11 protein-coding genes are annotated in these 18,541 nt (G+C 55.6%); 3 read left to right on the top strand and 8 right to left on the bottom strand.

From position 1 onward, the window contains the following. Positions 1-152 precede the first annotated feature (152 nt). Positions 153-1,448, top strand: a complete 1,296-nt coding sequence (locus tag SK54_RS09340) for a SulP family inorganic anion transporter (protein ID WP_032650078.1) — start codon at positions 153-155, stop codon at positions 1,446-1,448. On the opposite strand, the gene mgtE is transcribed toward SK54_RS09340, so the two are convergent. The 6 genes from mgtE to SK54_RS09310 form a co-directional block, all read right to left on the bottom strand. After that, positions 1,411-2,847 carry a magnesium transporter gene (mgtE, locus tag SK54_RS09335; protein WP_006811337.1) on the bottom strand — a complete coding sequence of 479 codons (1,437 nt, stop codon included), beginning with the start codon at positions 2,845-2,847 and terminating at the stop codon, positions 1,411-1,413. The genes SK54_RS09340 and mgtE overlap by 38 nt on opposite strands. Before the next feature lie 140 nt (positions 2,848-2,987). Further along, the gene (locus SK54_RS09330) at positions 2,988-4,631 is read right to left on the bottom strand and encodes a multidrug ABC transporter permease/ATP-binding protein (protein WP_017383408.1); all 1,644 of its coding nucleotides are present in this window, start codon (positions 4,629-4,631) and stop codon (positions 2,988-2,990) included. Positions 4,632-4,707: 76 nt separating this feature from the next. Next, complete coding sequence (alkB, locus tag SK54_RS09325; protein ID WP_003859395.1) at positions 4,708-5,358, bottom strand: DNA oxidative demethylase AlkB; 651 nt, start codon at positions 5,356-5,358, stop codon at positions 4,708-4,710. Then, entirely contained in the window at positions 5,358-6,416 is a 1,059-nt protein-coding gene (gene ada / locus SK54_RS09320; protein ID WP_032619314.1) for a bifunctional DNA-binding transcriptional regulator/O6-methylguanine-DNA methyltransferase Ada, read from the bottom strand. Before ada ends, alkB begins: the two co-directional genes overlap by 1 nt. A 72-nt stretch (positions 6,417-6,488) precedes the next feature. Beyond that, positions 6,489-7,544, bottom strand: a complete 1,056-nt coding sequence (gene apbE, locus SK54_RS09315; protein ID WP_032104974.1) for an FAD:protein FMN transferase ApbE — start codon at positions 7,542-7,544, stop codon at positions 6,489-6,491. Between the two features lie 114 nt (positions 7,545-7,658). Further along, on the bottom strand, positions 7,659-8,753 hold the full coding sequence (locus SK54_RS09310; RefSeq protein WP_023304135.1) for a porin OmpC: 1,095 nt from the start codon (positions 8,751-8,753) through the stop codon (positions 7,659-7,661). 744 nt (positions 8,754-9,497) lie between these two features. Between SK54_RS09310 and rcsD the strand changes: the two genes are divergently transcribed. Beyond that, positions 9,498-12,170 (top strand): phosphotransferase RcsD, encoded by a 2,673-nt coding sequence (gene rcsD / locus SK54_RS09305; protein WP_017383411.1) that lies wholly within the window; start codon positions 9,498-9,500, stop codon positions 12,168-12,170. A gap of 16 nt (positions 12,171-12,186) precedes the next feature. Beyond that, entirely contained in the window at positions 12,187-12,837 is a 651-nt protein-coding gene (gene rcsB / locus SK54_RS09300; RefSeq protein ID WP_003859405.1) for a response regulator transcription factor RcsB, read from the top strand. Positions 12,838-12,921: 84 nt separating this feature from the next. Here the strand turns inward: rcsB and rcsC are convergent, their stop codons facing one another. Both rcsC and gyrA read right to left on the bottom strand, forming a co-directional pair. Then, a complete protein-coding gene (gene rcsC / locus SK54_RS09295; RefSeq protein ID WP_017693023.1) occupies positions 12,922-15,768 on the bottom strand; it encodes a two-component system sensor histidine kinase RcsC in 2,847 nt (948 codons plus the stop codon). Between the two features lie 135 nt (positions 15,769-15,903). Next, positions 15,904-18,540, bottom strand: a complete 2,637-nt coding sequence (gyrA, locus tag SK54_RS09290; protein ID WP_017693022.1) for a DNA topoisomerase (ATP-hydrolyzing) subunit A — start codon at positions 18,538-18,540, stop codon at positions 15,904-15,906. Between the last annotated feature and the right edge of the window lies 1 nt (position 18,541).

Below are 18,541 nucleotides of genomic sequence, written 5' to 3'. Positions count from 1 at the left end.
GAAATTACAGGTGAAACACGCTGCGGTGGCACGGTAGCAACTTTTAAATATTGTTTAAAGGTTACGAAATTATTGTAATTGTGAAATTTAATGATGGATTGTTTGTAGGGATTTGGCAGACAGGCTGGCACCCGACGATTTTCCTGGCTATCATGCTGCACTTTGTGATCGCGCGCACGGAAGCCTGCCCCTACCAGCGAATTGTTATGTCATTACCCCACTCGTCTGTACCTCAAGAAGGCCATGTCGCCACTGTTTTACGTTCGCCTCACCGTCTGATGCGCGAAACCCTGGCCGGTGTGATTACCGCGCTGGCGCTGATCCCGGAAGTGATTTCGTTTTCCGTGGTCGCGGGCGTGGATCCGAAAGTGAGCCTTATCGCCTCCGTGGTGCTCTGTTTCGCCCTTTCCCTGCTCGGCGGGCGTCCGGCCATGGTGACGGCGGCGGCAGGTTCCGTCGCGCTGGTGATTGGGCCGATGGTCCATCAACACGGCGTACAGTACATTCTGCCCGCGGTGGTGATGGCAGGCGTGATTCAGATCCTGTTCGGCGCGCTGGGTATGGCGCGGCTGATGCGCTTTATTCCCCAGTCGGTGATGACCGGGTTTGTTAACGCCCTTGGCATTTTGATTTTCTTTGCCCAGGTGCCCCATTTCTGGAGCCGAAGCCCGCTGATTGTGGGCCTGTTCGTGCTGACGCTGCTGATTGTGCTCTGGGTGCCACGCTATATCAAAAGCGTGCCCTCCCCGCTGATTGCCATTGTGCTGCTGACTTTGTTCACCGTCACCAGCGGGCAAATCCTGCCGACGGTAGGGGATGAAGGTTCCATGGGCGGCGGTTTGCCGGGCTTTACGCAACTGCTGGTGCCGCTCAATCTGGAAACCCTGAGCATCATCTGGCCGTGCGCGCTAAGTATCGCTTTCGTTGGCCTGCTGGAATCCTTGTTGACGGCAAAACTGGTGGACGAGCTGACCGCTACCCCCTCCAGTAAGCGCCGCGAGAGCATCGGACTGGGCGTGGGCAATATTATGGCCGGGTTCTACGGCGGCATTGCGGGCTGCGCGATGATTGGGCAGACCATCGTTAACGTGGAGATGGGGAAAGGCAGAAGCCGTATCTCCACCCTTGCGGCGGGCATCGTATTGCTGGTGCTGGTTACGGCGCTCAGCGAGGTGATGGCCAAAATTCCGATGGCGGTACTGGCGGGAATTATGGCCATTGTGGCCGTCAAGACCTTTAGCTGGCATAGCGTTCAGCCCGGAACGCTGAAAAACGCGCCGGTGGCTGAAACCGTCGTGATGCTGGTGACGGTTGTGGCAACGGTTTTCACCGGCAACCTGGCGATTGGCGTGCTGGGCGGGATTGTGATGATGTTCATCCTCCCTGCCCGACTTAAGCAAAAAGCGCTGGCTACAGAAGAAAAATCGTCGCCAGTCCAAGAAAAATAAAGAAACCGCCGGTATCGGTAATGGCGGTGATCATCACGCTCGACCCCACCGCGGGGTCGCGCCCCAGCCGGGTCATGGTCAACGGGATAATCACGCCCATCATCGCCGCCACCAGCAGGTTCAGCACCATCGCCAGCATCATGACCCCGCCCAGCGCCATATCATCATACAGCCACCAAGTAATGCCGCCCATGATGCCGCCCCAGACCAGGCCATTAATCAGCGCAACGCCCATCTCCCTGAAAATCAGCCACGAGAAATTACCCGGCTGTATGTTTTCCAGCGCCAGGGCGCGAACGATCATGGTGATAGTCTGGTTACCGGTGTTCCCGCCGATCCCCGCCACAATCGGCATCAGCGACGCCAGGGCCACCAGCTGGGAAATGGTATGTTCGAAGCCGTCAATAACGCGGGACGCCACGAACGCGGTGCATAAATTGATGGCGAGCCACGCCCAGCGCGTTTTGACGGCCTTGCCGACGGAGGCATGAACGTCATCTTCGGCACTGATCCCGCCAAGGGCACGCAGGTCGTTATCGGTCTCTTCATAGACCACGTCAACGATCTCATCGATGGTCAGACGCCCCATCAGCTTGCCCACCGAATCCACCACCGCCGCGCTCACCAGGTCATCACGTTCGAAGGTACGCGCCGCTTTTTCGGCATCGTCTTCCGGCGAGAAGACCATCGGCTCGGTTTCCATGACCTCACTCACCCGCTGCTGGGTGCTGTTCAGCAGGATCGTTTTCAGCTCCAGCTCCCCGAGCAGGGTTTTATCCCGCGAGGTGACGAACAGTTTATCGGTGTTGTCCGGCATACTGCCCAGGCGACGAAGATAGCGCTGCACCGTACCCAGGGTGACGTCCGGGCGCACGGTGATGACGCCAAACTCCATGATCGCGCCGACGCTGTTTTTCTCGTAGTGCATCACCTGACGCACGCGCGCCCGCTCTTCAGCAGGCAGGGAAGCCAGCAGGCGTCCGGTCAGGTTGCGCGGAAGATGCTGAACGAGGTAAATCTGCTCATCGATATCCAGCGTTTGCAGGGCGTCAAGGATGTCCCGGTCGCTCATCTCATCGATAAGGTCATCCCAGACGTTTTCCGAGGCTTCAAGCAATACCTGACCGCGCTCGTGATCCTGCACCAGCCGCCACAGGGCGTGGCGCTCCTCGGAAGGCAATGCCTCCAGGGTGTCCGCCAGGTCCGGGGGCGGTAAATGTGCAACCAGCGCACCTACCTCAGCAATATCGTCGGCCAGCGTGCCGACATCATATTGCTCAGCCAGGGTTAGCTTACCCAATAACGTTGACGTGACCGCTTTATCGGTCGTCAGGAGCCAGATGAGCCGCGCACGCTCCTGGTCACGCTGCCTGGCGCTGTTTTTCTTTAATACCGACATCAATCATAAATCCATTAAATGAGTTGGCGTTAAGCATAGCGCGGGGATATGTAAATAAGAATAAACGGCGGGTCGGGATGGAGAAAAAAACGGCATATATGAAAAATTAGTGTGCCGGGCGCCACCCGGCACAATTGCAATCAGGCCGTACGCGCCACCGCGTCCCGTGACGCCGCATCGCGCTCATCGCCGGTCAGCTCGCTCAGCTTGCCGTCGCGCATCTCCAGCAGACGGTCGGCGTGAATGAAGTAGTGATCGTCATGGCTGATGGCAAAAATGGTTTTTCCCATCGCCTGCATCAGCGGCAGCAGGACCTGATAAAACTCGCGACGGAAGTGCGGGTCCTGATCGGCGGCCCACTCATCCAGCAGGATGATGTCACGCTCCTCGGCCAGGGCCAGCAGCAACGCCACGCGCTTCTTCTGCCCTTTCGACAGCTTCAGATTCAGGATTTTGCCATCCTGGAGCTCCAGCTTGTGCGACATTTGCAGGTGCGCAAGCCACTTCTCCACCAGCGCCGGATCCGCCTGCTGCCCTTCCGGTCCCAGCAGCCGGTCGAACAGCCAGACGTCGGTAAATACCGCCGAGAAGAGCTTGCGGTAGTCCTCCGGTTTCTCCGCGCTCAGCGCTTTACCATCCAGCAAAATTTCACCCGCCTGCGGCTGGTAGAGGCCCGTCAGCAGCATCGCCAGCGTAGATTTGCCGCTGCCGTTGCCGCCGATAAGGAACAGCAGTTCGCCGCGGTGAATGGTCAGGTTTATCGGCCCTACGGAGAAGGCGTTATCCTGATAGCGGAAGGTAACGTTACGCAGCTCCAGCGTTTGCCAGTTCGGGAAGGCCTGCGGGCGCGGGAACTCAGCCTTAAACGGCGCAAGGTCGAATTTCTTCAGCTTGTTGAAGGCCACCTGAGCACTCAGCAGCGTTGGCAGTGCGCCAACGGCCGAGAGCAGCGGCGTGCGTAAAAACAGCAGCGTCAGGGAGTACGTTGCCGCCACGTTGGTATCCGCCCACCCCAGGCTGTTCGCCATCCAGAATACCAGGCCAATCGCGCCCAGCATCATGATGTTGGACCAGTTCACGGCGCTCAGGTGGAACGTATCGGCTCGAATAATGTGATGACGATATTCGTGCGCATCCGGGATATAGAGGTGGTTGAAGATATGCTCGGCGCGCTCGCGGTTCAGCGTCAGCTCTTTGCGCCCTTCCAGCACCGTCTGGTAATCGTTATAGAGCTTGTCTTCCGTTTCGCGCAGCACCGCCATGTGCTTATAAACGCGTGATACCAGCAGGAACCCGCCCCAGATGGTAATAACAATCCACAGCGCAGTCACCGCCAGCATCTTGCTGGAGAGCCAGGCGAGATAGGCTGCCGAGCCAAAGGTCAGGATGATCCCCTGCACCAGCTCCGGCAGGCGCACAAAGGCGATGGTAATGGCGCGCACATCGCTGGTCAGCCCCGCCAGCAGAGAGGCACTTCCCAGCTGTTCGATGCGTTCCACCTGAGTATCAAGGATCCGTTTGATGAACTCGCTGCGCAGACGGAAAACGAAATGGTGGCCGAGGGCGGTCAGCGCCAGCTGTGACCCGAGCGTGACTGCCATCAGCAGCAGCAGTAAACCCAGAAATTCCGGCAGGACGGAGAGTGACGTGTCGACCATTTCGATCAAACGCACGTTAATGAAGGCAATCAGGCCGATCCCCAGCGCCGCGCTGGCAAGGCTTAACGCCATCACCGCGATAAAAGGCCAGCGATACTGCCGCCAGACAAGAAGAAGTAGTTGCATGCAGAGCAATCCGGACAAGAAAAATCAGCCAGCAGTGTAAACTGCCTTTCACACACATCAAGAATAATTCTTATTTTTATTCTCTGTATGCCGCCTGACGGAACGTGAGGTTGTAGCGAAATGCCCCCGCCACCGGGTGATCGCCAGGTTTAAGCGGCTGAATACCGTGGTAAAAAAGCCGTGATTCACCGCCCCAGACCACCACATCACCATGCTCCAGCATCAGCCGTTTGAGCGGGTCGTTGCGCCGCAGGCCGCCAAACTGAAAGACAGCGGGCAGCCCAAGGGATACCGAGACGATCGGCGCGCGCAGGTCCGGCTCGTCCTTATCCTGATGCAAGGAGAGCTTTGCCCCAACGGCATAGCGGTTGATAAGACAGGCATCGGGTCGAAAATCAGGATAACCGGCCGCCACGGCGGCGTCATGACACAGCGCCTGAAACGCCTCCGGCATCGGCGGCCACGGCTGATCCGTCAGCGGATCGTTCGCGGCATATACATAGCCCCGCTCATTCGTCGCCCATCCCAGTTCGCCGCAGTTGGTCATCGCCACGGACATGGTATACCCGCCCGGCGTAACCATATGGCGAAACGGTGAACAAGCGGTAACGGCATCAATACCGTCGAACAGCGCCGCCGCGCGGGAAAGCGCGAAGCGTCTCAGGATCGTCGCCCCCGGCGCGAGCGGCTCGTGCCAGGGTTCAGCATCAGCAAAAAGATCGAGCATTATCCCTCCGGGTTGTTCGCCTCACGTTTCAACAATAGCATCTTACGCGCTGCGCCCCAGCGATAACCCGACAGCGCACCGTCGTTACGCACCACGCGGTGACAGGGGATGACTATCGCCAGTTTGTTGGCACCGCAGGCCCCCGCCACGGCACGTACGGCATTGGGTTTACCAATGGCCTTCGCCACCTGCTGATAGCTTGCCGTTTCACCGCAGGGGATATCCCGCAGCGCCTGCCAGACCTGCTGCTGGAAGGCGGTACCACGGATATCCAGCGGCAGCATCAGCGGCGTCGCGCGGCTGTCGACAGAGGCAATAACCTGCCGAACACGCCCGGCAAACGCGCCTTCCATCGGTTCACGGACGGCAAGCGGAAACAGTGACAGCAGCTCAGCCGTCAGCCCGGCGTCGTCATCACCAAGCAGTATTGCGCAGATCCCGCGCTCGCTTTCCGCCACCAGACAGCGGCCCAGCGAGCAGTCACTGATGGCATAGCGGACCGCAGCCTCTCCGTTGCGGTACTGTTTTGCCGTCATGCCCAGCGCGCCGTTGGCTTTACGGTAGTAGCTGCTGCCGTCCGGAAAGCCAGCGGCCAGTACGGCGTCGGTGATTTTACCGCCCTGTGCAAGCAGGGTGCGCAGGCGTTGTTCACGCGCGGCCTGCTGCCATGCTTTCGGCGTCATGCCGGTGACGGATTTAAACAAGCGGTGGAAATGGAACGGACTCATGGCAACCTGCTGCGCCAGTGCCTCCAGGTTCAGCGCGGCATCCTGTTCAAGCAGTCGACAGGCCAGTGCAATGTTGGCCTTTTTCTGCGCCATAGGGTCGACCTGGTCCGGCCTACAGCGCTTACAGGGGCGGAAACCCGCCTGCGCGGCCTGGTGAGCATCAGGATAAAAGCAGACATTTTTACGCAGCGCGTGGCGGGCGCGGCAGGACGGACGACAATAAATGCCGGTCGTCTGCACGGCAAAGACAAACTGGTTATCCGCACGCGGATCGCGGGCCAGTACGGCCTGCCAGCGATCCTCATCGGTAAGATAGGTTGTGTTTTTCATTATCGGCTCCTCTTACAAGCATACGCTCAGCTTGCCTGAACGCCACCGAACAAAAACCCGCAACCTTGCTTTTTAATTTTTTTCGCTCACCAGGAAGCTATTGAACTGCGGCGAACTCCAGGTTTTAAATCCGTCAGCCTCTTTGGTGATCATATAGACGGCCAGCCCTTCCTGACGCACCACCTCTTTGGCCTTCTCCGTGCCGAGCACCATCAATCCGGTATCCCAGGCATCCGCTTCCAGCGCGGTTGGGGCTATCACCGTCACGGACACCAGGTTGTGGATAATCGGGCGTCCGGTTTGCGGATCAATCACGTGCGAGATACGTTTGCCATCCAGCTCGTAATAGTTGCGGTAGCTTCCGGAGGTGCTTATACCGTGCCCGTTGATGTCGACAATCGCCTGCACCGCGTTCTGCTGATCGGTTGGTTTTTGGATGGCCACTCGCCACGGCCTGCCGCTGGCGTTCATGCCCCGGCTGACGAGCGCGCCCCCGACGGAAACCAGATAACGCGGAATGCCTTCCTGCGCCATCAGGGCCGCGAGATGATCCGCAGCATACCCCTCGCCTACCGTGGAGAGATCCACAAACAGGTCGGGAATATCTTTTTGCAGGTATTGCTGACCGTACTGGGAGATCACCGCCAGATGCTGTAACCCTGTACGGGCGCGGGCGTCGTCGATGGCGGCTTGATCGGGTGTAGTCACCGGCTGCTTGTTGGGGCCAAATCCCCACAGGTTCACCAGCGGCCCCACGGTCACATCCATTGCGCCGTTGGTTTTGTAGCCCACGCGCATCGATTCCGTGACGATATCGGCCATCGCTTCGCTCACCGGCCACAGCGAGGTGCTGCTGGAGCGATTGAAACGCATCAGCGCTGAGTCATTTTTATAGGTAGAGAGTAGCTGATCGTCGGCATCCAGCTGCGCCTGAATTTTACCGCGTAATTCTTCAGCGCGGGATTTATCAATATCCATCACGCTGACGCGCCAGAAGGTCCCCATGGTTTTCCCTTCCAGCACCGTCGCGGCGGGTGCGTCGATTTTTGCGGGCTGTGTGGAAGAGTCACACGCGGTCAGGAGTAAAAAAGTCGCCAGAACGCTGGCGCGTAAAAAAGTCATATCCATTGGTTTTTATCCTCATGCCAGGGCGGCAAGAGTACACTAAAACAGCGTATTTGTAAGACCCTAAAAAAGCATGAAAAAAGGGGCCTGTTGGCCCCTTTGTCGCTGTATGAGCAATTAGAACTGGTAAACCAGACCCAGCGCGACGATATCGTCAGTACCGATACCTGCTGCGCGAGTGAAGTCGTTCTCATCAACCAGGTTGATTTTGTAATCAACGTAGGTGGACATGTTTTTGTTGAAGTAGTAAGTCGCGCCAACATCAACATATTTCAGCAGATCCTGGTCGCCGTAGCCGTTTTCCAGGTCCTTACCTTTAGATTGCAGGTACGCCACGGATGGACGCAGACCGAAGTCGAACTGATACTGCGCAACCACTTCGAAGTTCTGCGCTTTGTTAGCCCAGCCCAGGTCGCCCGCACGGGTCGCGTTGTAAGTCTGAGTATACTGTGCAGCCAGGTAGATGTTGTTCGCGTCGTATTTCAGACCACCGGTATAGGTCTCTGCACGATCGCCTTCACCGTAGTAGCCCGCAGCGTTCTGGTCAGCAGTACGTTTAGAACTGGTGACTGCCGTACCGATAGCGAAGCCTTCGCCCAGATCGTAGGTCAGAGAGCCGCCGTAGCCATCACCGTTCTGACGCAGCGCGTCACGACCGTTGTTGGTCTGGCCTTCGCCGCTTGCGCTGCCGTTTTTACCCTGGTACTGCAACGCGAAGTTCAGACCATCAACCAGACCGAAGAAGTCCTGGTTACGGTAGGTCGCGAAGCCGTTACCACGCTGCTGCATGAAGTTGTCAGAACCGTAGGTATCGCCGCCGAATTCCGGCAGAACGTCGGTCCAGGAAGTCACATCGTAAACAACGCCGTAGTTACGACCGTAGTCGAATGAACCCGCATCAGCGAATTTCAGACCTGCGAACGCCACACGCGTCCATGAGTTGTTTTCGTTCTCACCAGAGTTACCCTGGATCTGGTATTCCCACTGGCCGTAACCGGTCAGCTGGTCGTTAACCTGAGTTTCGCCTTTGAAGCCCAGACGCATGTAGGTCTGGTCGCCGTCTGCACTGTCGTCATCAGAGAAATAGTGCAGACCATCCACTTTACCGTACAGATCTAATTTGTTGCCGTCTTTGTTATAAATTTCAGCCGCATTTGCTGCGCCTGCCACCAGCAGAGCTGGTACCAGGAGGGACAGTACTTTAACTTTCATTTTATTAACCCTCTGTTATATGCCTTATTATTTACCACTGCTTACTGATCAACCCTCTTAACCAGTCGGCAAGTTCATTCTCCTCAAAAATGCAGAATAATCCAACAGGAATATGATACGAAAACTTTGAAGATGTTTCACTTTACCATCAACATGTTTCAATTTGTAAATTTGAAGGAACTTTTACAGAGCATAAATAGTTTAAAAATATAGCACGGATAATCAAAACAAAAATATATTCTATTTAATACAAGTAATTAGCTTAAAAAACGGTACAGCACTGAATGACAAAAAAATTCCCTTCAACACCACTAAAATAACTCTCGCTATCATCATTAACTTTATTTATTACCGTCATTCAGTTCTGAATGTCTGTTTATCCCTAATTGAACCGGATGCTTCGCATTCGGTTTTTTTTTACCTTTCTTTACGTCAGCCTACATTTTATGTGCTATCCCTCAGAAATGATAACGACTATTAACTAAATCCAGCATCCGGCTTTCGCTGAATTCTTTTTTATGCTATTGAAATTAATTTCTTGTTTATTCGTGCTATTTTCCTGCCGGTGCGATCGCGTATTTATACATTTCACGGGGTTTTGTACACCTTTCATCCGGGGACGTTGAAGCCGCTTACCCGGATAAAAAGTCAAGGTCATACCGTTAACGACGCTGGAAATTCAGTTATTACCCTTTATACTGCCCTCTCCCATTACCGCGCGGCCATTACGGGTTAAACACATCGATGAGTCAGACTGAAACTACCGCCCCGAGCAAATTCTCCCTTCTACCGGGCAGCATCACCCGTTTCTTTCTTCTGTTGATCGTTGTGCTGTTAGTCACAATGGGGGTGATGGTTCAGAGCGCCGTTAATACCTGGCTTAAAGATAAAAGCTATCAAATCGTCGATATCACCCATGCGGTGCACAAGCGCATTGATACGTGGCGCTATGCGACCTGGCAAATCTACGACAATATCGCTGCCGCGCCTGCCACCTCGTCAGGCGAAGGGTTGCAGGAAACGCGCCTTAAGCAGGATGTGTATTACCTTGAAAAACCGCAGCGCAAGACGGAAGCCCTGATTTTCGGCTCGCACGACAGCGCAACGCTTGAGATGACGCAGCGGATCTCCTCCTATCTGGACACCCTGTGGGGCGCCGAGACCGTACCGTGGTCAATGTATTACCTGAACGGTCAGGACAACAGCATGATCCTGATCTCGACCCTGCCGCTTAAGGATCTTTCGTCCGGCTTTAAAGAGACCACCGTTGGCAGTATTGTGGATTCCCGTCGGGCAGAAATGCTGCAACAGGCCAACGCGCTGGACGAGCGAGAAAGTTTCTCGTCACTACGCCGTCTTGCCTGGCAGAATGGCCACTACTTTACGCTGCGAACCACTTTTAACCAGCCGGGCCATCTGGCGACCGTGGTTGCCTTCGACCTGCCGATTAACGATCTCATCCCACCGGATATGCCGCTGGACAGTTTCCGTCTGGAGCCAGACAACAGCACCCAAAATATGCGCACGCCGTCGGATAAAGAAGGCGCGGACAGCGTAGCGATCTCCTTTAATGGCTCAAAGATTGAGATTGCCTCATCGCTCAACTCAACCGGTATGCGTCTGGTGTGGCAGGTGCCTTTTGGCACCCTGATGCTTGATACTCTGCAAAACATTCTGCTGCCGCTGTTGCTGAATATTGGCCTGCTGGCGCTGGCGCTGTTTGGCTACAGCACCTTCCGTTTCCAGTCGGGCCGCCAGAGCGACTCGACGTCGGTATCAGCCGGGACCAGCAACGAGTTGCGCATTCTTCGTGCCCTGAATGAAGAGATTATTTCTGTGCTACCGCTTGGGGTGCTCGTTCACGACCAGGAGGCTAACCGCACGGTAATGAGCAATAAAATTGCCGATCACCTTCTGCCGCATCTTAACCTGCAAAATATTACGGCCATGGCGGACCAGCACCAGGGCGTTATTCAGGCCACCGTCAATAATGAACTGTATGAGATCCGCCAGTTCCGCAGTCAGGTCGCCTCGCGCACGCAAATCTTCATCATTCGCGATCAGGATCGCGAAGTGCTGGTGAATAAAAAGCTCAAGCAGGCGCAAAGGCTGTACGAGAAAAACCAACATGGCCGCGCGGCGTTTATGCAAAATATTGGCGATGCCTTTAAACAACCGTTGAAGTCACTCGCCACGCAGATTGCTGATCTGAGCACGCCGGAAAGCCGACAGCTAAGCAGCCAGGCCGATTCACTGGTTCGTCTGGTGGACGAAATCCAGCTTGCGAACATGCTGGAAAATGATATCTGGAAAGGCACCCCTACGCTCTTCTCTATCCAGGACCTGATTGATGAGGTGGTGCCGGAAGTCCTGCCGGTGATCAAGCGCAAGGGACTCCAGCTGCTGATCAACAACCATTTACCGGCCAACGACGAACGTCACGGCGATCGCGATGCCCTGCGTCGCATCCTGATGATGTTGATACAGTATGCCGTCACCACGACGCAGATCGGCAAGATCACCCTTGAAGTCAGCACCGATGAGTCCACCGACGATCGTCTGACGTTCCGCATTCTGGATACGGGCGAAGGCGTCACAGTGAGCGAAATTGATAACCTGCACTTCCCGTTCCTGAACGATACCCAGCGCGACCACTACGGCAAGGCGAATGCCCTCACCTTCTGGCTCTGCGATCAGCTGGCGCGTAAGCTGGGCGGTCATCTGAACATCAAGGCGCGCGAATCCCTCGGCACCCGCTACTCTTTACACGTGAAAATGGCGGCGAATCCCCAGGAAGAGGATGAAGAGCGTCTACTGGACGATGTGGTGGTGATGGTGGATGTGACCTCCAGTGAGATCCGTAATATCGTCGTTCGTCAGCTGGAAAACTGGGGGGCGTCCTGCATTACCCCGGACGAAAGGCTCGCGAGTCAAGAATTTGATCTATTTTTAACTGATAATCCGTCTAATCTTACTGCCTCAGGCTTGCTTTTAAGCGATGATGAGCCAGGCGTGCGGAAAATCGGCCCTGGGCAGCTGCGCGTCAACTTTAATATGAGCAATGCAATGCAGGAAGCTGTATTACAACTGATTGAAGAGAATCTGGCGCAGGAAGAGATCCTGGAGTCACCGTTAGGCGGCGATGAAAATGCCGAACTCCATGCCAGCGGATATTATTCGCTCTTCGTTGATACAGTACCAGATGATGTTAAGCGGTTGTATACTGAGTCCGCTGCGCAGGATTTTGCAGCGCTGGCACAGACAGCACACCGGCTTAAAGGGGTGTTTGCCATGCTTAATCTGGTTCCCGGCAAGCAGTTATGTGAAACGCTGGAACATCTAATTCGTGAGAAAGATGCCTCTGGCATTGAAAAATACATCAGCGACATTGACGCTTACGTCAAGAGCTTGCTGTAGCAAGGTAGCCTTATACATGAACAATATGAACGTAATTATTGCCGATGACCATCCGATTGTACTGTTCGGTATTCGCAAATCACTTGAACAGATCGAGTGGGTGAATGTAGTCGGTGAATTTGAAGATTCCACAGCCCTCATTAACAATCTGCCTAAACTTGATGCGCACGTGCTCATTACCGATCTCTCCATGCCTGGAGATAAGTACGGTGATGGGATCACGCTCATCAAATACATTAAACGCCACTTCCCGGACATTTCGATCATTGTTCTGACCATGAACAATAACCCGGCGATCCTGAGCGCCGTTCTGGATCTCGATATTGAAGGGATTGTGCTGAAACAAGGCGCACCTACCGATCTGCCAAAAGCGCTGGCGGCGCTACAGAAAGGGAAGAAATTCACTCCTGAGAGCGTCTCACGCCTGCTTGAAAAAATCAGCGCGGGTGGTTATGGCGACAAGCGTCTCTCGCCTAAAGAGAGTGAAGTTCTGCGTCTGTTCGCTGAAGGTTTCCTGGTCACTGAAATCGCCAAAAAGCTGAACCGCAGTATTAAAACCATCAGTAGCCAGAAAAAATCCGCGATGATGAAGCTGGGTGTGGATAACGATATCGCCCTGCTGAACTATCTCTCTTCCGTGACGCTGAGCGCAACGGACAAAGATTGATCTTCGCTGTCTACGCCGGGTGGCGCTCGCGCTTACCCGGCCTACAGCCGCCGGAGAAATAAAAAAGGCCCTTTCGGGCCTTTTTTATTGTCTCGCTTTTCGTACCCGCTCCGCATACACGGATAGCGTCTGCTTCAGTACATCCAGCGTGACCGGCTTCGACAGGCAGCTGTCCATTCCCGACTCCAGACAGCGCTGCTTTTCCTCCGCCAGCGCGTTGGCTGTCACCCCTACCACCGGCAGCGTCAGCCCCAGCTGTCGGATACGCTGCGTCAGACGATAGCCGTCCATGTTAGGCATGTTCACATCGCTGAGCACAATATCAATATGGTTCTTACTTAAGACATTCAGGGCATCCACGCCATCATTGGCCGTTTTACACTGATAGCCCAGAGAGCCAAGCTGATCTGCGAGCAGACGACGGTTAATTGGATGATCGTCGACGACCAGAATCATCATATCGTCGTTCACCGACGCCAGTTCATCAGGGGAAGCCAGCACGGTCGCGCCGTCGCTGTCCTCAAGCTGCACGCTGTAAATACGCGCCAGCAAGCCCAGCAGCTCGTGCGGTGTCGCCACGCTGTGCACCCATACCCCAGGCGAACGCTCAAGCGGAATACCGATATGACGGCGGCAGAACATCACTACGCCGCGCCCCGCCCACGCCTGCTCCGGCTCAACGTCGGTGATCAGCATGTCATCCGCGTCCGGCGTCTGGCCTTCGTAGCGTGAAACCCGCACGCCGCTGCTGGTCAGCATCGAGGTCAGGAAATCATGTAAGGAGGCGTTGTGCACCGCCAGCCAGCAGTGCTTATCGCTCAGCCCGTCGACGGTGGTTTTCGCCGGATAGTGCGCCGAATAGAGCGGAATACGAATGGTGAACTGGCTGCCCATGCCTGGCTCTGTATCGACGGAGATATCTCCATCCATCATACTGATAAGCTTCTCGCAAATCGCCAGACCTAGCCCGGTCCCCTGGAAATTACGCTGGACGCCGGTTCCCACCTGGAAGAACGGATCGAACAGGCGAACGACCTCTTTCGCCGGAATGCCAACACCCGTGTCGCGCACGCGAATGGTCAGGTACTCCCCTGCCCGACAGACGTGCAGCACAATACAGCCGATATCGGTGAATTTGATGGCGTTGCTCAGCAGGTTTGAGATGACCTGTTGCAGACGCATCGGATCGCCATGCAGCGTCAGCGGCACATCCGGCTCGATAAAGCAGTACAGCCCAAGCTGTTTACGCACCACCAGCGGCAGGTAGTTAGCGCAGATATGGTTCATCACTTCGCGCGGGGAGAACTCGCGCGGCTCTATTTTCAACTGCTCGGATTCAATTTTAGAGAAGTCGAGAATATCGCTGATGATTTTCAGCAGCAGGCTGGACGAGTTGTTCATGGCCGTCACCAGCCGGTCGACCCCTTTCGGCAGCTCTTTGGTCTGGAGCAGATCGAGGTTACCGATAATGCCGTACAGCGGCGTACGCAGCTCATGGCTGACGGTCGCGAGGAACATCGATTTCGACTGACTGGCCTGCTCCGCCGCCTGCGCCATATCCTGCAACGACTCTTCCATTTTCACGCGCGCAGAGACGTCCACCAGCACGCAAATGGCCACGTTTTCATTGCGGTAGCGAGAATGGACGAAGCTGATTTGCAGGTTGGTGTGGGTGCTGGTCAGCACATCCACAAAGTTAACCTGCTGACCGCAGATGATCTGCGTTAACCGCTGGCGGTCTTCATGCGTGAGCATGTTCAGGTAGTTATGGGCAAGCTCGTTACTGAGGATATTTGTCCCGTCCTGAGTACGCAGGATGCAGATCCCTACCGGCGCCGAGGCGACAATTTTACGGTTAAACTGCTCATGCTCTTCCAGACGCTGAGCATCCGCTTCTGCCGGAATAAAGATCCGCCGCTCATACATTCTCGCCAGCATAAACAGCGCGACGCCTACCGCGATGTTCAGCAAAATGGCGTTAAGGATCAGGATGCGAATGCGCTCCAGGACCTTGTCCACCGGCAGCGAGTAGACAATGCTCAGCGACGATGGCGGTAAACTTTTCTTCAGCACCAGCTCGCGGAACCCGGAGGTATAGCCAAACCATGACCGCTCCTGCATCCAGCTGGGTTCCACCTTCAGGCGGTTTTCAGGCCCGGTAAGGGAGATGAGCGGATGGCCGTTTTCATCCAGAATGGTCACGCCCATCGGCAGACTGCCCGGTGTGAAGAAGTTTTCCATGCGGATGGTTTGTTCAATCCCCAGCAGCGCTTGCAGGCGGTTTCCGAGGTAAACCGGAGTCAGGGCATAGAAATAGCCGACGCCCATGCGCGGCCCCTGGCTTATCCAGAAGATGTTGTTCCCGCGCTCTTCCTGAGGCGCATTGCGGTATTTCACTATACGCTCATGCAGGCTTTTCAGCGCGTCTTCGCGTTCGACGGGCATATCCCGCAGGCCGAAATCCGCCATGCAGAGATTTTCGTTGCCAATCAGGTAGACGCGGTTCAGATCGTAGGCGGCCGAGAAATTATCGCGCCAGTAGCGCATAAACCATGAGAGGGACTCCAGTGAACCACGCCAGGCTTTGCTCATGGCGGAACAATCGGAGTCCGGGAAGAGCGGTTCGAAATCAGGTACTTCGGTTTTTTCATCCCGACCGCGGATAGCAAGAATGCCGTTCTCCGCCGTGAGTCGATTCTCAGCAATATACTTAAGCTCTTTCATCACGTCAGACGTGCGCTGGATATAGCGCTGAGCCTGATCCGAGCTTAAGTTAAACTCCTGGCGGATCTCCGCTTCTTTCTGGTGTAACGCGTTAACGATGTAAAACACCGAGAGCAGTGCCACCAGCAACCATAGCAGTAGCGCAAGCGCCCGAAACAGATAGCGAGAGACTTTTAACGTGGTACGAAAGGAGACGAGGTATTTCAAAGGGGCGAGGCTCCGCCGTCGGGGTCAAAAAGAATGTGGTTAAGGTAGCGGTAAACGCGGCTTGTCGCAACGTTCACTTGTCTGCTTGCGCAAAACAAAAGGGCCGGAAACCGGCCCTTTATGCGTCAGGAGACGTTACTCGTCAGCGTCATCCGCTACTTCATCATCGGTGTCCGCTTCCGGGGCGATTTCATCATCCCCTTCCGCAACGCTGCCGTCGATAGAGTCGAGCTCTTCGTCATCCACCGGCTCAGCAACGCGTTGCAGACCGACGACGTTTTCATCTTCCGCAGTGCGGATGAGGATAACGCCCTGGGTGTTACGACCCACCACGCTGATCTCAGACACGCGGGTACGCACCAGCGTACCGGCATCGGTGATCATCATGATCTGGTCCGCGTCGTCCACCTGCACCGCGCCAACAACGGAACCGTTGCGCTCGGTCACTTTGATGGAGATAACGCCCTGCGTGCCGCGTGACTTGGTCGGGTATTCGCTTTCCGCCGTACGTTTACCGTAGCCGTTCTGGGTGACGGTCAGGATTGCGCCTTCGCCACGAGGAACGATCAGGGAAACCACGCTGTCTTCACCCGCCAGCTTGATACCACGCACGCCGGTCGCCGTACGACCCATTGCGCGCACGGCGTTCTCTTTAAAGCGCACCACTTTACCGGCGGCAGAGAACAGCATGACTTCATCAGAACCGGAGGTCAGATCCACGCCGATCAGCTCATCGCCTTCGTTCAGGTTCACCGCGATGATCCCGGCAGAACGTGGACGGCTGAACTCGGTCAGCGCGGTTTTCTTCACGGTACCGCTCGCGGTCGCCATAAAGACGTTCACGCCCTCTTCGTACTCGCGTACCGGCAGAATGGCGGTGATACGTTCGTTCGCTTCCAGCGGCAGCAGGTTGACGATTGGTCGACCCCGCGCGCCACGGCTCGCTTCCGGCAGCTGATAGACTTTCATCCAGTACAGACGGCCCCGGCTGGAGAAGCAGAGGATCGTGTCGTGGGTGTTGGCCACCAGCAGACGGTCAATGAAGTCTTCTTCTTTAATACGCGCCGCAGATTTGCCTTTACCGCCACGACGCTGTGCTTCGTAGTCGGTCAACGGCTGATACTTCACGTAGCCCTGGTGAGACAGCGTCACTACCACGTCTTCGCGGTTGATCAGATCTTCAATGTTGATATCAGAGCTATTGGCTGTGATTTCGGTGCGACGCTCGTCGCCGAACTGATCGCGAACCAGTTCCAGCTCTTCACGGATCACTTCCATCAGGCGCTCTGCGCTACCCAGGATATGCAGCAGCTCGGCAATCTGCTCCAGCAGCTCTTTGTACTCGTCGAGCAGTTTTTCATGCTCAAGGCCGGTCAGTTTCTGCAAACGCAGATCCAGAATCGCCTGGGCCTGCTGTTCAGTCAGGTAGTACTGGCCGTCACGCACGCCGAATTCCGGTTCCAGCCACTCAGGACGCGCAGCGTCATCACCGGCACGTTCCAGCATTGCCGCCACGTTGCCCAGATCCCATGGACGCGCAACCAGCGACGCCTTCGCTTCTGCCGGCGTCGGCGCACGGCGGATCAGCTCGATGATCGGGTCGATGTTCGCCAGCGCAACGGCCAGTGCTTCAAGGATATGGGCACGGTCGCGCGCTTTGCGCAGTTCGAAGATGGTACGACGGGTCACCACTTCACGGCGGTGACGCACGAACGCGCTCAGGATCTCTTTCAGGTTCATGATCTTCGGCTGGCCATGGTGCAGCGCAACCATGTTGATACCGAAGGAGACCTGAAGCTGAGTCTGGGAGTAAAGGTTGTTCAGCACAACTTCACCCACCGCGTCGCGCTTGATTTCAATCACGATGCGCATACCGTCTTTATCAGACTCGTCACGCAGCGCGCTGATGCCTTCAACGCGTTTTTCTTTTACCAGCTCGGCGATTTTTTCAATCAGTCGCGCTTTGTTCACCTGATACGGGATCTCGTGAACAATAATGGTTTCACGGCCGGTTTTAGCGTCCGCTTCCACTTCGGCGCGGGCACGGATGTAAATCTTGCCGCGACCGGTGCGGTACGCTTCTTCAATACCGCGACGGCCATTGATGATTGCCGCCGTCGGGAAGTCCGGGCCCGGGATGTGTTCCATCAGCCCTTCAATGCTGATGTCTTCATCGTCAATGTAGGCCAGGCAGCCGTTGATCACTTCCGTGATATTGTGCGGTGGAATGTTGGTTGCCATACCGACGGCGATACCGGACGAACCGTTCACCAGCAGGTTTGGGATCTTCGTTGGCATAACGTCAGGAATTTTTTCCGTGCCGTCGTAGTTATCAACGAAATCAACCGTCTCTTTTTCCAGGTCAGCCATCAGCTCATGGGCAATCTTCGCCAGACGGATTTCCGTATAACGCATTGCCGCGGCGGAGTCGCCGTCGATAGAACCAAAGTTACCCTGACCATCTACCAGCATGTAACGCAGCGAGAAGGGCTGCGCCATACGGACAATGGTGTCGTACACCGCGGAATCACCATGAGGATGGTATTTACCGATTACGTCACCAACGACACGGGCAGATTTTTTGTAGGCTTTATTCCAGTCATTGCCCAATACGTTCATGGCGTATAGTACGCGACGGTGTACCGGCTTCAGGCCATCGCGGACGTCCGGCAGCGCACGGCCAACAATGACCGACATCGCATAGTCCAGATAGGAGCTTTTCAGCTCTTCCTCGATGTTAACCGGTGTAATTTCTCTCGCAAGGTCGCTCATC

The sequence above is a fragment of the Enterobacter sp. MGH120 genome, from assembly GCF_001037725.1.
Taxonomy (GTDB): domain Bacteria; phylum Pseudomonadota; class Gammaproteobacteria; order Enterobacterales; family Enterobacteriaceae; genus Enterobacter; species Enterobacter hormaechei_C.
The sequence above is the reverse complement of the archived record's forward strand: the minus strand, read 5'-3'. Positions and strand labels throughout refer to the sequence as shown.